Origin of the sequence: Citrobacter europaeus (genome assembly GCF_037482245.1) — a bacterium.
GTDB classification, from domain to species: domain Bacteria; phylum Pseudomonadota; class Gammaproteobacteria; order Enterobacterales; family Enterobacteriaceae; genus Citrobacter; species Citrobacter europaeus.
This window is the reverse complement of record NZ_CP148084.1, coordinates 1453015-1466556: the sequence shown is the minus strand read 5'-3', so window position 1 is coordinate 1466556 and position 13542 is coordinate 1453015. Positions and strand designations below refer to the sequence as shown.

12 protein-coding genes and 1 pseudogene are annotated in these 13542 nt (G+C 56.4%); 1 reads left to right on the top strand and 12 read right to left on the bottom strand.

Annotation, left to right across the window (positions count from 1 at the left end; all coding sequences use genetic code 11):
- Positions 1-90: 90 nt before the first annotated feature.
- The 11 genes and pseudogenes from eutG to maeB all read right to left on the bottom strand — a co-directional run bounded on the left by eutG (position 91) and on the right by maeB (position 10167).
- Positions 91-1278 (bottom strand): ethanolamine utilization ethanol dehydrogenase EutG, encoded by a 1188-nt coding sequence (gene eutG / locus WHR59_RS06675; RefSeq protein WP_043017150.1) that lies wholly within the window; start codon positions 1276-1278, stop codon positions 91-93.
- Entirely contained in the window at positions 1268-2107 is an 840-nt protein-coding gene (gene eutJ, locus WHR59_RS06670) for an ethanolamine utilization protein EutJ (RefSeq protein ID WP_047409608.1), read from the bottom strand. The genes eutG and eutJ overlap by 11 nt, the downstream gene beginning before the upstream one ends.
- A gap of 12 nt (positions 2108-2119) precedes the next feature.
- Positions 2120-3523 (bottom strand): aldehyde dehydrogenase family protein, encoded by a 1404-nt coding sequence (locus tag WHR59_RS06665; RefSeq protein ID WP_043017152.1) that lies wholly within the window; start codon positions 3521-3523, stop codon positions 2120-2122.
- An 11-nt stretch (positions 3524-3534) separates the two neighbouring features.
- Positions 3535-3822, bottom strand: coding sequence for an ethanolamine utilization microcompartment protein EutN (eutN, locus tag WHR59_RS06660; protein WP_003038011.1), 288 nt, complete (start codon positions 3820-3822; stop codon positions 3535-3537).
- 114 nt (positions 3823-3936) lie between these two features.
- Complete coding sequence (eutM, locus tag WHR59_RS06655) at positions 3937-4230, bottom strand: ethanolamine utilization microcompartment protein EutM (protein WP_003835054.1); 294 nt, start codon at positions 4228-4230, stop codon at positions 3937-3939.
- A 167-nt stretch (positions 4231-4397) separates the two neighbouring features.
- Positions 4398-5408, bottom strand: a pseudogene (pta, locus tag WHR59_RS06650) (phosphate acetyltransferase); the annotation flags it as partial.
- Complete coding sequence (gene eutT, locus WHR59_RS06645; RefSeq protein ID WP_338843748.1) at positions 5405-6208, bottom strand: ethanolamine utilization cob(I)yrinic acid a,c-diamide adenosyltransferase EutT; 804 nt, start codon at positions 6206-6208, stop codon at positions 5405-5407. The pseudogene pta and the gene eutT, both read right to left, overlap by 4 nt.
- Before the next feature lie 9 nt (positions 6209-6217).
- Positions 6218-6922 carry an ethanolamine utilization acetate kinase EutQ gene (gene eutQ / locus WHR59_RS06640; protein WP_286515701.1) on the bottom strand — a complete coding sequence of 235 codons (705 nt, stop codon included), beginning with the start codon at positions 6920-6922 and terminating at the stop codon, positions 6218-6220.
- The gene (gene eutP / locus WHR59_RS06635) at positions 6900-7379 is read right to left on the bottom strand and encodes an ethanolamine utilization acetate kinase EutP (RefSeq protein WP_003037998.1); all 480 of its coding nucleotides are present in this window, start codon (positions 7377-7379) and stop codon (positions 6900-6902) included. Before eutP ends, eutQ begins: the two co-directional genes overlap by 23 nt.
- Before the next feature lie 12 nt (positions 7380-7391).
- Entirely contained in the window at positions 7392-7727 is a 336-nt protein-coding gene (eutS, locus tag WHR59_RS06630) for an ethanolamine utilization microcompartment protein EutS (protein ID WP_003037995.1), read from the bottom strand.
- Positions 7728-7887: 160 nt separating this feature from the next.
- Positions 7888-10167 carry an NADP-dependent oxaloacetate-decarboxylating malate dehydrogenase gene (gene maeB, locus WHR59_RS06625; RefSeq protein ID WP_043017155.1) on the bottom strand — a complete coding sequence of 760 codons (2280 nt, stop codon included), beginning with the start codon at positions 10165-10167 and terminating at the stop codon, positions 7888-7890.
- A 281-nt stretch (positions 10168-10448) separates the two neighbouring features.
- On the opposite strand from maeB, the gene tkt reads away from it, so the two are divergent.
- Complete coding sequence (tkt, locus tag WHR59_RS06620; protein ID WP_043017156.1) at positions 10449-12443, top strand: transketolase; 1995 nt, start codon at positions 10449-10451, stop codon at positions 12441-12443.
- Here tkt and WHR59_RS06615 read toward each other — a convergent pair.
- Positions 12433-13476, bottom strand: a complete 1044-nt coding sequence (locus WHR59_RS06615) for a DUF1176 domain-containing protein (RefSeq protein WP_080626369.1) — start codon at positions 13474-13476, stop codon at positions 12433-12435. The two genes, tkt and WHR59_RS06615, sit on opposite strands and share 11 nt — an antisense overlap.
- Positions 13477-13542 lie beyond the last annotated feature (66 nt).

Below are 13542 nucleotides of genomic sequence, written 5' to 3'. Positions count from 1 at the left end.
TAGGCCGGATAAGACGTTTACGTCGCCTCCGGCATTAACGCCGTGTTATTGCCGGATGGCGGTGCGAGCACCTTATCCGGCCTACAGGCATTACCCGGCAGCCGCGTACAGGTCGATAATCTGTGCCTGCGTGGCGGTGCGTGGGTTACTGCGAATACAAATATCCTCCAGCGCGGCGTGAGCCCATGCGCTGTAATGCTCGGGTTTTGCTCCCACGTCTGAGAGTCGTTTGGTTTGGCCCACTTCGCTAATCAGCTCGCTGACAGCGTTGATGGCATCGCGATCGTCCGACTTCTTGTTGGTTAACGCCCGTCCGATATGGCTGAAGCGCTCACGACACACCAGGCGGTTGAACCCCATTACCGTCGGCAGCAGCATGGCGTTAGCCTGTCCATGCGGGATGTGCAGCGCAGCGCCCGGCTGGTGCGCCATCGCGTGGCACAGACCCAGTCCCGCACTGGAAAACGCCATCCCGGCCATACAGGAAGCCAGCAGCATACTTTCTCGCGCCGCCAGATCCTGACCGTAGCCGACGGCCTTCGGCAGCGATTTACCGATCATCGCAATCGCGCCAATCGCCAGGCTGTCGGTAAACGGCGTCGCGTTCAGAGCGCTATACGCTTCAACAGCGTGCGTCAGCGCATCGATCCCGGTCATCGCCGTGACGTGTGCGGGCACACCTTCCGTCAGCGCGGCGTCAAGGATCGCCACATCCGGCATCAGTGTTGCGTGGGCCAGCACTTGTTTGAGTCCAGTCGCGGCGTCGATAATCACCGTGACGTTAGTGGTTTCTGAGCCCGTTCCGGCGGTAGTCGGTACGGCAATCAGCGGCAGACGTGGGCGTAACGTGCTGCGCTCGTCCATGTCAGCCAGCGTCTGGGTGGGGTTGGTCACCAGCAACGCCACTGCCTTTGCGGCATCCAGTACGGAACCGCCGCCGAAGGCCACTACGCCATCGCACTTCGATTCACGCAATTGCGCGACCGCCGCGCAGACGTCCGTAATGCACGGCTCGCCCACCGGACATGGCCACAGCGTCATCGCCACGCCCTTCATCGCCAGACTACGCTCCAGTGCGGCGGTCATCCCTGCCTGATGCAGGAAGCTGTCAACCATGACGAACATATGCGTCAGTCCGCGCGTTTGTGCTTCCTGTCCGCAGGTACTGAGCGCTCCCAGTCCACATAACGTAACCGGTGGAACGCTAAACGTTTTTACGCGTTGCAGATTCAGGGTATCGAATGCCTGAAAGAGCGCGGTCTGCAATTCAGCTTGCATAGATTCCTTCCGCTTTTTCTTTTCCGCTATTTGCAATCGCCAGCGGGGTCATAAACAGGCTGTGCTGGGGTAAATGCACCTGCAGTTCCGGGAAACGCTTACGAAACAGTTCATCAACGCCCGGCTGCATACAGGAGCCACCGGCCAACCACAAGTCAGCGATGCCCTGTCCTGCTATATGGTGAGCCACGATCTCCGCCATCTTTTCGTAGACCGGCTTAACCACTGGCCAGATTTCTTTGCCGTTGCTGCGCTTGTACTGTTCGGCTTCCTCCAACTGGATGCGGCGGTTCCCGGCCAGCGTCAGAGAAATATGGTGCCCACCGGTCGCTTCATCGGCGGAATAAGTCACTTTGCCCTGCTTCACAATGGCTATCCCGGTGGTGCCGCCACCGATATCCACCACGCCAGCGTTATCGAGCTGCAACAGGTCCGCCACGGCGGTCGGTTCGTCGAGCACATGACTTACTTCAAGCCCGGCAGACTCCAGCACGTTGATCGAAATTCGCGGGTCCGTTCCCGGTGGAAACGAGGTTGCCGCATGGGTAAAACGGCAACCCAGCTGTTGTTCGAGCGTATCGAGATGGCGACGAACGATGGTCACCGCACCGAAGAAATCCCAGACGATGCCATCGCGCACGACATCGGCCCAGTCCAGGCAAACCGCAACCGGCTGCCCGTCGCTGTCGACAACCATCGACACCACATCACACGTTCCCAAATCCACGCCCAGCCACAGCGGTGAATCGCTCGCAGCAGGCGTCTGGTTACATAGCGTTGCCGCTTTGAGCAGCCTGGGTGTCAGCCAACGTTGTTCGTCGTGCGCCATCTCTTTTACTCCTTATACAATTCTGAAGGCGTCCACCAACACGCAGCGACGCAGACGCACAAACGTACGCGCGCTGGTCACACCTTCCCCGGTTGGCGTGGTAATGGTCATCGTGGTCCAGCCTTCGCCGCCGAGCCCAAGACCGGCAATACACGGTCCGTTCTTGACGAAAATGCTGGTATCAATGGCGTTTGCCATACGGTTCATGTTGTCGATATTGCGCGAGTGCATCGCCGCCGTATGGTGGCAGCCGCCTTCAAGCTTGACCGCCAGTTCGATGGCTTCATCAACGTTGGCGACTCGCACAACCGGCAGAACCGGCATCATCAGTTCGGTGACGGCAAACGGATGCGTCGCTGAGGTTTCGACGAATAACAGTCGGGTTTGATCCGGTACGTTCAGACCAATCGCCGCAGCGATTTTTCCTGCATCGCGGCCTACCCAGTCACGACTGACCGTGCCTTTACCGCGCTCATCGATATTTTTCAGCAGTACCGGCTGCAACTGGTCGGCCTGAGCCGCAGTCAGTTTCACCGCATGCTGGCTTTCCATCAGACGCATCAGTTCATCAGCGACGCTATCGACCACGATCAGCACTTTTTCGTCGGCGCAGATGATGTTGTTGTCAAACGAAGCGCCTTTAACGATCGACTGCGCCGCGCGGGCCAGGTCGGCCGTTTCATCAACCACCACTGGCGGATTACCCGCACCAGCAGCAATCAGACGTTTGTTGGTATGCTTACGCGCGGCGTCTACTACGGCTTCACCACCGGTCACCACCAGCAGGCCGATACCTGGGTACTTGAACAGACGCTGCGCAGTCTCGATATCCGGGTTGGCAACCGTCACCAACAGGTTTGCCGGACCACCTGCAGCAACCACCGCCTGGTTAAGCAGGGTGATAGCGCGCTGAGAGACTTTTTTCGCCGCCGGATGCGGTGCGAAGACCACGCTGTTACCAGCGGCAATCAAGCTGATAGCGTTGTTAATGACGGTTGCGGCCGGGTTGGTGGATGGGGTTACCGAGGCCACCACGCCCCACGGCGCATTTTCAATCAGCGTCAGGCCGTTATCGCCGGTCAGGACCTGTGGAGACAGGCATTCCACCCCCGGCGTGCCGCGCGCCTGCGCCACGTTTTTGGCAAATTTATCTTCAACGCGTCCCATGCCGGTTTCTGTGACGGCAAGTTCCGCTAATTCTCTGGCGTGCTTTTCGCCCGCCTCACGTAGAGCCGTGATAGCCAGTTGGCGCATGGCAACGCTTTTCAGCCCCTGCTGGGCCAGTTTTGCTGCCGCCACTGCGTCATCCAGGGAGGCAAAAACGCCCATTTCTTGAACGGCACTGACCGGTTGGCTGCTGTCTTTCATTTTCAGCAGCACCGCTTTCACTACCTGTTCAATATCCTGTTGATTCATGATTTTCTGCCTTATTTATGGAAGATCACCTGACCACCTGCCACCACTTCATCGACAATGCCAATCACGCACAGATCGACAGGTGATGATTCATTCCGGTGCGCCTGACGGGCTGAGCTTCCGCTGACCAGCAGCACCCACTCTCCGGTTCCCGCCCCGATGCTGTCGATCGCAACAGCACATTGCCCGTCGGGATTTCCCTGGGCGTCAATCATTTCCACCATCAGCAACTTGTCGTGCGCGAGCCCCTGATGGCGTACGGTACAAACAATTTGTCCTGTGACGATTGCCAGTTTCATACGCGCCTCCGTGGCATATTTCAGGTAAAACCTCCCCCTACCCTCCGCAGAAGGTAATGTGAAAAGGAGAGAGGGTGACGCCAGCAATGAAGTCTGTGGCGTCACATGGACGACTTACATGTCGTTGCTGTCGCCTTTAAAGCTGATCGGGAACACTTCTTCCAGATCGCCATGCGGACGCGGGATCACGTGTACGGAAACCAGCTCACCGATACGCTGCGCAGCTGCAGCACCAGCATCCGTTGCCGCTTTACATGCCGCTACGTCGCCACGGACCATGGCAGTGACCAGACCGCCACCGATTTGCTTCACGCCAACCAGTTTCACGCGTGCCGCTTTAACCATTGCGTCAGAAGCCTCAATCAGTGCAACCAGGCCCCGGGTTTCAATCATTCCTAATGCTTCCATTGTGTTTTCCTCTCATTAAGGGGTCCAGAACGGGACCTATACATACACTTCATCCTTCACACAGCCTCTTTGTTGGCTGCGTTTGCTCACCTCAGTCACTTACTTAAGTAAGCTCCTGAGGTTCCCGCACTTGCCGCCTCGACGCTGCGCGAATGATTTTGTGTATTAACCAGTGTGTGCGAGGCGTTTTCACGACTCACGTCAGTCTGGCGCGGCACTGCTGCCACCAACGCCAGTTCGATAATTTCCTGTACGCTACAGCCGCGAGAAAGGTCATGAAGCGGTGCGGCCAGCCCTTGAATCAACGGACCAACTGCGCGATACCCTCCCAGACGCTGAGCGATTTTGTAGCCAATATTGCCTGCCTCCAGCGACGGGAAGACCATCACATTGGCATTGCCCTTTAACGGACTGGCGGGCGCTTTTTGCGCGGCGACCTCCGGAACAAAGGCGGCATCAAATTGCAGTTCCCCATCCACAATAAGCTGTGGAGCACGCTCACGGACGATCTCGGTCGCCTGCTGCACGTTAGCGACGTTGGGATGGCGAGCGCTGCCATTACTTGAAAACGACAGCATGGCCACGCGCGGCTCTTCACCTGTGATCGCCTGCCATGTCTGCGCGCTGGCAATCGCAATATCCGCAAGCTGTGCGGCGGTGGGCTGCGGCACGACGCTGCAATCGGCAAACCCTAATGACGGCCCGAGGTACTGCGGCAGCATCAGGAAGATAGACGACAGCGTTTTACAGCCCGGCTGTAGCCCAATAATGCGCAACCCGGCGCGAAGCACGTTTGCCGTCGATGACAGATTGCCCGCAATACAAACGTCTGCTTTGCCCGCGCTGACCATTGCCGCGGCGAACATCAGCGGATCGTTGAGTTTTTCCAGCGCATCCGCAGGCGTTTTATCTCCCGCGCGGGCCAGCCAGCGCAGCGCAAATTCTTCGCGCATTGGCAGGTTGCTTTGCGGATCGATAACCTGAATGCCATCCATTGCCACCCGATGGCTGAGGGCAAACTGACGCAGCGCAAACGGGCTGGCGACGAGAATGGGATGTGCCAGACCATGCTGGTGCAGGTAATTAGCCGCCTTCAGCACCCGAACATCCAGCGCATCCGGGAACACCACCCGTGCAGGTGAGCGCTGGGCGAGTTGACGAGCACGTTCAATGATCATGGCTTCTCCCCCACTCGCTGTTGAATTTGGCTAACCGTTAGCGGATGCTTCGCCACGCTCAGAATCATCATCACGTAGACCGTACTGGAAAGGCGGTTGAGCGCCTGCATGATGTCCGGTCGCATAACTTCAAAACTACGAGTGATGAAAACCTGAGCCGCCACCGTCTCCGTTTCTCGGACTTTAGTACGTAGCAGATTAAGCAACGCGCAATCACGTCCGTGGCTGGCCTCAGGCACCAGATGGTCGTGGTCCAGATAGCGCAGCGGCTGATGCGAAAGCCGGTGTAAATCTTCGTCACTTAAACCGACGATAGCTTGTGCTGCCAGCGGCTCATCCATAGCGTCGGCGCGCATAATGTTGCCCAGGCGCGAACGGATATCCGCCAGCCACGGCTGCCACGGTTGCGCCAGCTCTATCTGCAACCACACGGCCAGCGCGATGGTGCTGTCCAGCGCGGCGCGAAATCCCAGGCGCGGATCGCTTTTGGCGACCATCTTGTCCGCCGTCAGATGCGTCAGCGTGTCTGGTTTCTTCACAACCGGTTGATGACACAGTTCGCAGCTGGCCTGTGGATGCGTATCGCTGCTGGTTAAGCCATGCACCGGCTGCGGCTGCTGTTCTTCGTCATCAATAAACAAGCTACCCTGCTCGTCAATAAACTTAATGCGCAGATGTCGGCTTTCCAGTAATTCCCGGGCAGACGGCGTCAGGCGAGCGTCAGCGGGGAGATGAATTTCAGCCCCTTCGCTGAGCGTATGATTCTCTCTGAGCCATGCTTCGGTAATGAAATCCTTCATACATCCGCCTTAGCAGGACTGCCAGTTCGCAGGCCAGGCTACATACAGAAACTTCACCGTTGATGGCGTGCCAAATTCGATGCTGGAACCTTTCGGGATAAACATCACATCCCCGGCTTTAGCAATCATGGTTTCGCCTTCGTGACGAACGTGCAGCTCGCCTTCCAGAATCATGTCGATTTCGTCGTAGTTCAGCGTCCATGGGAAAAAAGCGTTATCCCACTGCATGAACCCGGCTGCCATACTGCTACCATCCTGGTCGGTCACCAGGTCGGTTAAACCTACGCAGTGCGGCTGTGCGCCGTCAAAACGACCAAACTTCACGCTGCTGCCGTCGATGACTTTGACACCGCCTTTGCCGGTTACCGAGTTAAAGCTCGGCTGCATTCCGCCTTGCTCCAGCGACTGTTTCTCCTTCATGACTTTATCCATCAGTTGGGCGACCAGGCTTTCGGTAAACTGCCCTTCCGGTAACTGCGCAATGATGGTTTCGCGAATACGTTGGCTTTCCGTTTTGCCATCATCCACCGACGCCGGTGCAGCAGCGGCAGCAGTTGGCGCGGATTCATCGCATTCGCTGATGGTGACGCCCAGCAGCTCCGCAACTTCGCGCGCCTCCGGGGTGATGATGCTGGCGCGCAGAACAACCGACATTTCCTGTTCGCCGCGTGCGTGGGCCGCACGAATATCGTTAGCTGTGATGAGTTTTTTCACCTGCCCTTTCCTCCTTTTGGCTGAGCTCAGTCAGATAATCCACCAGGTGCTGCACGCTGCGCGGGTCATGGCTATTGAGCTCAAAAATCGGCTCCTGAAACCCCATCCCGCGAAGTAGTTGTCGCGTTGCGGCGACGTCGGCATCCGGCATGTCCGTTTTGCTGATAACGGCGATTTGTCGTTTACTGGCGCCGATATCCAACAGCCCGGCAGGTAAGCGACTTTCTTTATCATTTGCCGCGTGTATATAAATCAACGTATCGACATCCTGCAGCGTGGTAATTAACGCGTGATACCAGCGCGGATGGCTGAAATATTCCCCTGGCGTGTCGATATCGCCATTTTCATTAAACTCCACGGCCTGAGTTTTTCTGGCGAGGGAATAATTCCCCTGTAGCGCATTAAAGAGCGTTGTTTTCCCCGCCCCCACCGTACCGACAAACGCAATACGTTTCATCGCCGCCTCTGATTAACTTTTTGTCAGATTGCACAAAGTGAAATTTAATAACCGACCCAGACCGCTTACCGTCTGTAATAACGCTTCCTCTACCGCGCCTACTGAGCCGTAGATAACCAGCGCACCGCTGAATCTATCGAGAAAGCCGATATGTACATCTGCCGCCTTCATGGCTAAATCACCGGCAATCATCGCGGTTTCACCTGGCGTCAGCGTCATGATGCCGATGGCACCCGCTTCGGGAACGCCGATCTTTTTCGCCAGTTCTTCGCCGGGGTGCGCAATGAGATGCGCCAGCGTGACCTGTTTCCCCGGCACAAATTCCTGAATAATGCGTTCTTTTTCCATTGCTCACCGCCTCCTCTAAAACTGCCCTCATCGTGGCAATTTTTTGTCAGAGTAAATAACAAAATTCGGCAACCAGGTTTAAAAGGTGAAGTGGATCACTAAGAAAGGGAAAATAAAAAGGCGCGAGAGAAACCCGCGCCGGAAATAAATTAAAGTGAAATTACAGCGGCTGCGTTTGGGCTTCTACGACCGCCAGCGCCACCATATTAACGATACGACGAACAGAGGCGATCGGCGTTAATACGTGAACCGGTTTCGCAACCCCCATCAGCACGGGGCCAACCGTAACGCCTTCAGAACTGGAAACGCGTAGTAAGTTGTAACTAATACGGGCAGCTTCCATATTCGGCATCACCAGAATATTCGCTGAGCCTTTCAGCGGACTGTCCGGCATACGGTCATTACGGATGCTTTCCACCAGCGCGGCGTCGCCGTGCATTTCGCCGTCAATCATCAACTCTGGCGCACGCGCCTTAATCAGCTCCAGCGCATCGCGCATTTTGCTGGCCGATGGACAGTCAGATGAACCAAAGTTGGAGTGGGACAGCAGCGCCACCCTCGGTTCGATACCAAAGCGACGTACGGTTTCTGCCGCCATCACGGCGATTTCAGCCAGTTGCTCCGGCGTAGGGTCATCGTTGACGTAGGTATCGGCGATAAAGGTGTTACCGCTTGGCAGCAGCAAGGCGTTCATCGCCCCGGCAGTATGCACGCCATCGCGATGACCAAACACCTCTTTCACCACGCTGAAGTGTTCATGGTAGTCGCCAATCGTACCGCAGATCATCGCATCCGCTTCGCCGCGCTGCACCATGATCGCGCCGATCACCGTAGTATTGGCAATCACCGCGCGCTGCGCCTGCTCCTGGGTAATCCCACGGCGTTTCATAATCTGATAGTACTCGCTCCAGTACTCTTTGAAGCGCGGATCGGACTCGTTGTTGACGATTTCAAAATCGACGCCCGCTTTGATCTGCAAACCCAGTTTCTGGATACGCATTTCGATAACGCTCGGACGACCGATCAGGATCGGCTTCGCCAGACCTAACGTGATCAGCTCCTGGGTGGCATGCAGCACACGCGCCTCTTCCCCTTCCGTCAGCACCACGCGCTTCGGCGCTTTGCGTGCCAGGGAGAAAATCGGCTTCATAAACAAGTTGGTTTTGTAGACGAATTCGCTCAGCTTATCGATGTACGCATCAAAGTCGGCAATCGGACGCGTTGCCACACCGGAGTCCATCGCCGCCTTCGCCACCGCAGGGGCTATTTTGACGATCAGACGCGGGTCGAAAGGTTTCGGAATGATGTATTCCGGGCCGAAGCTCAGGTCCTGATCGCCATAAGCAGAGGCCACCACTTCGCTCTGTTCGGCGTGCGCCAACTCAGCAATGGCATGTACCGCAGCCAGTTTCATCTCTTCGTTGATGGCGGTAGCGCCGACATCCAGCGCGCCGCGGAAGATGAACGGGAAGCACAGGACGTTGTTAACCTGGTTCGGGTAGTCAGAACGACCGGTGCAAATGATGGCGTCGGAACGCACCTCTTTTGCCAGCGGCGGCAGGATTTCCGGTTCCGGGTTGGCGAGCGCCAGGATCATTGGCGCACGCGCCATCTTCTTAACCATTTCCTGGGTCAGCACTTTCGGACCGGAGCAACCGAGGAAAATATCTGCGCCGTCAATCACATCATCCAGAGTACGCTTACCGTCATCTACCACCGCATAAGCCGCTTTGGTTTCCGCCATGTTCGGTTCGCGGTCTTTGTAAATCACGCCTTTGGAGTCGCAGACCACAATATTGTGCTTCTGCATCCCGAGCGCCACCAGCAGGTTCATACAGGCAATCGCCGCTGCGCCTGCGCCAGACACCACCATGCGCACGTCAGAGATATTTTTCTCAACCACCCGCAGACCGTTCAGAATAGCGGCAGTACTGATGATTGCCGTACCGTGCTGATCATCGTGAAAGACCGGAATATTCATGCGCTCGCGCAGTTTTTGCTCAATGTAGAAGCACTCCGGGGCTTTAATATCTTCGAGGTTAATGCCTCCAAACGTGGGTTCCAGGGCCGCAACCACATTGATAAATTTATCCGGATCGAGTTCATCCACTTCGATGTCGAAAACATCAATCCCGGCGAATTTCTTAAACAGAACGCCTTTGCCTTCCATTACCGGCTTACCGGCCAGCGCGCCAATGTTGCCGAGGCCCAGCACCGCTGTACCGTTGGAAATAACCGCAACCAGGTTGCCGCGCGCGGTATATTTGTAGGCGGCCAGCGGGTCTTTCTCAATTTCCAGACACGGTGCAGCCACGCCCGGCGAGTAGGCCAGCGCCAGATCGCGCTGCGTTGCCAGAGGCTTGGTCGGAGAAACCTGGATTTTACCGGGTACCGGAAACTCGTGGAAATCGAGGGCGCTTTGTTTTAACTGGTCATCCATCTTGTTGTTCCTTTCACGTATCTATCAAAAAAAGTGGCGCGGGTAACCATTCTACTGAGCCGCACATTATCACCCCAGTCAACGGCACAAACTTTGAAGGTCCCCAAACTCTCACCATTCAAAGAAAGAATTTGTTATCAATTTATAACAGCCATGTTACCTGCTTAATCCAGCAATACCATGCTTGTCTGCTATGCTTTTTGCTGACAACGCCCGCAATTTTCCCAAAAGTGTGAATCACAACACGCATCTAACACTTTACTTTTCAAGGAGTATTTCCTATGACCCGTAAAGAGCTTGCCAATGCCATTCGTGCGCTAAGTATGGATGCCGTCCAAAAAGCTAACTCCGGCCACCCTGGAGCACCAATGGGGATGGCCGATATCGCTGAAGTGCTATGGAACGATTTTCTGCGCCATAACCCGACCGATCCCACCTGGTACGATCGTGACCGGTTTATTTTGTCCAATGGCCACGCCTCAATGCTGCTTTACAGCCTGCTGCATCTTTCCGGCTATGACCTGCCGCTCGACGAGTTAAAGAATTTCCGCCAGCTCCATTCGAAGACGCCAGGACACCCGGAAATTGGCTACACGCCGGGAGTGGAAACCACCACCGGCCCGCTGGGCCAGGGTTTAGCCAACGCAGTCGGGATGGCAATTGCCGAACGCACGCTGGCAGCGCAGTTTAACCAGCCGGATCATGAAATTGTCAGCCATTTTACCTACGTATTCATGGGCGATGGCTGTCTGATGGAGGGAATTTCTCACGAAGCGTGCTCGCTGGCGGGCACCCTGGGACTGGGTAAACTCATTGGCTTTTACGATCACAACGGCATCTCGATTGATGGCGAAACCGACGGCTGGTTTACCGACGATACCGCGAAACGCTTTGAGGCCTATCACTGGCATGTGGTGCATGAGATTGACGGTCATGACCCTGAGGCGGTGAAAAAAGCGATTCAGGAAGCGCAGTCTGTTACCGATAAGCCGTCGCTGATTATCTGCCGCACGGTAATTGGTTTTGGTTCACCGAACAAAGCCGGGAAAGAGGAAGCGCACGGCGCAGCGCTGGGCGAAGAAGAAGTGGCGCTGACCCGGCAGAAGCTGGGATGGCATCATCCTGCTTTTGAAATCCCCAAAGAGATTTACCGGGCGTGGGACGCACGCGAGAAAGGCGAAAAAGCGCAACAGGGCTGGAATGAGAAATTCGCGGCGTATCGACAAGCGCATCCGGAGCTAGCGGCAGAGTTTACCCGCCGGATGAGCGGCGGACTGCCGAAGGAGTGGGAAGCAACAACGCAGAAATATATTACCGAGCTGCAGGCCAATCCGGCCAAAATCGCCACCCGTAAGGCCTCGCAAAATACCCTTAACGCCTACGGGCCGATACTACCTGAGCTGCTTGGCGGCTCTGCGGATCTGGCGCCCAGCAATCTGACCATCTGGAAAGGCTCCACTTCTCTTAAAGAGGATCATGCAGGAAATTACATTCACTACGGCGTGCGGGAATTTGGCATGACCGCGATTGCCAACGGTATCGCACACCACGGGGGCTTCGTACCGTACACCGCAACGTTCCTGATGTTTGTTGAATACGCCCGTAATGCTGCGCGCATGGCGGCGCTGATGAAAGCCCGACAAATTATGGTTTATACCCACGACTCGATTGGTCTGGGGGAAGATGGTCCTACGCACCAGGCCGTTGAACAGCTCGCCAGCCTGCGTCTGACGCCTAATTTCAGCACCTGGCGGCCGTGCGATCAGGTTGAGGCGGCGGTAGGCTGGAAGCTGGCGGTCGAACGCCATGACGGGCCCACGGCGCTGATCCTCTCGAGGCAGAATCTGGCGCAGGTTGAACGCACGCCTGAGCAGGTACAGCAAATTGCCCGCGGTGGCTATGTGCTGAAGGATGGCGGTGGTAAGCCGGATGTTATTCTCATTGCTACCGGTTCAGAAATGGAAATCACGCTGCTGGCGGCGGAAAAACTGACCGGCGAAGGTCGTAACGTGCGGGTGGTTTCTCTGCCCTCAACCGATATCTTCGACGCCCAGGATGAGGCGTACCGGGAGTCGGTCTTGCCGGCAAACGTCAGCGCGCGCGTGGCGGTAGAGGCTGGAATTGCCGACTACTGGTACAAATATGTTGGACTGAAAGGGGCGATTGTCGGCATGACGGGTTATGGGGAGTCAGCACCGGCGGACAAGTTGTTCCCATTCTTCGGCTTTACAGTGGATAACATCGTCGACAAAGCGCACAAGGTGCTTAACGCGTGATCCACAGCGTGGGCCAGGCATCTGGCCCATGCCAGTTATCACAGCTAGGCTCCTGGGCGTAGCGCACCAGGCGAAACCGCTGTCCATCATAGCGCCAGCGGGTCTGGATACCGCAATCTGCCATCCCTCGTCCTTTGGCGAGGGTTACCAGCTCCCGCGACTTCTCGTCAAACGTGGCGTTGGTCAACTCCATATCGCGACTTTCCGCATCCGTTTTAAAAGGCAGGCTCAGGCGTACCGCGCGTGAAGTCATAGGGTTAGTGCGTGAAACCACCCACGCCAGATCGATGGTGTTATACGCCCCGGCCTCACAGCCAATCATCAGCAGCGCTTTATCATCCGTCAGGGCCGTAACGCGCATCTCGCGCCGCAGCGGATCGATCGAGCAGCGAATACCGTTGATCCGCCAGTTACCGTAGTCCAGCAGTTCACTGCGCTCTTGTTGTGTGAGGGGGGTTGGCGTTGGGTTAATGACAGCCACGCCTTTCAGTGCGGGGGCCGGAGGAACGCTGAGCGGAGGCTCGTCGCCTTTTTCGATCCATGCGGTTTCGCTACCGACCCGTTTTTGTTGGGCGTCGATAAACAGCAGCGCGGCTTTTAGCCCGACCAGTGACAGGGTTTGCGTCCCTTTTTGCAGGGTTATCGCCTTCGCGTCCTGTACGGTTTGTAAAAAGGCGCTGATGGTCGCCGGATCGTCGGTCATCAGTTGCCGGGGAGTAATACGCCAGTGTTCGCCGCGAAGCGAGAGCGGCGCGCCATCCAGGAGCAGACGCGGCGCAATATCGCTCTCTTTGACAGTGGATGTTTCCAACCCACCCAGTTCAATACGCAACACGGCGTCGGTATGCGCCCCGGCGCTGCGGCTTAAGGTCATGACCAGGCCGTGATGTTCACCGGTATTGCGCGCCACGCAAAAGTTTTGGTTATTGCACGTTACCTGCCAGTCAGAAAACGCTTGCTGAGCGGGTGCAGCCCACAGCAAACGGACGGGTAGCAACCCGAGCAGGAAAAGCAAAATAACGCGATAGCGCATGGACGGTACAACCCCGAAGTCAAAACACACAGCCTAAGCGGTATCTTCCTTGCGCGACTGATGTGG

Coding starts and splice junctions, on each gene's coding strand:
- eutG (WP_043017150.1), bottom strand. CDS start 1,278: ATGCAAGCTGAATTGCAGACCGCGCTCTTTCAGGCATTCGATACCCTG.
- eutJ (WP_047409608.1), bottom strand. CDS start 2,107: ATGGCGCACGACGAACAACGTTGGCTGACACCCAGGCTGCTCAAAGCG.
- WHR59_RS06665 (WP_043017152.1), bottom strand. CDS start 3,523: ATGAATCAACAGGATATTGAACAGGTAGTGAAAGCGGTGCTGCTGAAA.
- eutN (WP_003038011.1), bottom strand. CDS start 3,822: ATGAAACTGGCAATCGTCACAGGACAAATTGTTTGTACCGTACGCCAT.
- eutM (WP_003835054.1), bottom strand. CDS start 4,230: ATGGAAGCATTAGGAATGATTGAAACCCGGGGCCTGGTTGCACTGATT.
- eutT (WP_338843748.1), bottom strand. CDS start 6,208: ATGAAGGATTTCATTACCGAAGCATGGCTCAGAGAGAATCATACGCTC.
- eutP (WP_003037998.1), bottom strand. CDS start 7,379: ATGAAACGTATTGCGTTTGTCGGTACGGTGGGGGCGGGGAAAACAACG.
- eutS (WP_003037995.1), bottom strand. CDS start 7,727: ATGGAAAAAGAACGCATTATTCAGGAATTTGTGCCGGGGAAACAGGTC.
- maeB (WP_043017155.1), bottom strand. CDS start 10,167: ATGGATGACCAGTTAAAACAAAGCGCCCTCGATTTCCACGAGTTTCCG.
- tkt (WP_043017156.1), top strand. CDS start 10,449: ATGACCCGTAAAGAGCTTGCCAATGCCATTCGTGCGCTAAGTATGGAT.
- WHR59_RS06615 (WP_080626369.1), bottom strand. CDS start 13,476: ATGCGCTATCGCGTTATTTTGCTTTTCCTGCTCGGGTTGCTACCCGTC.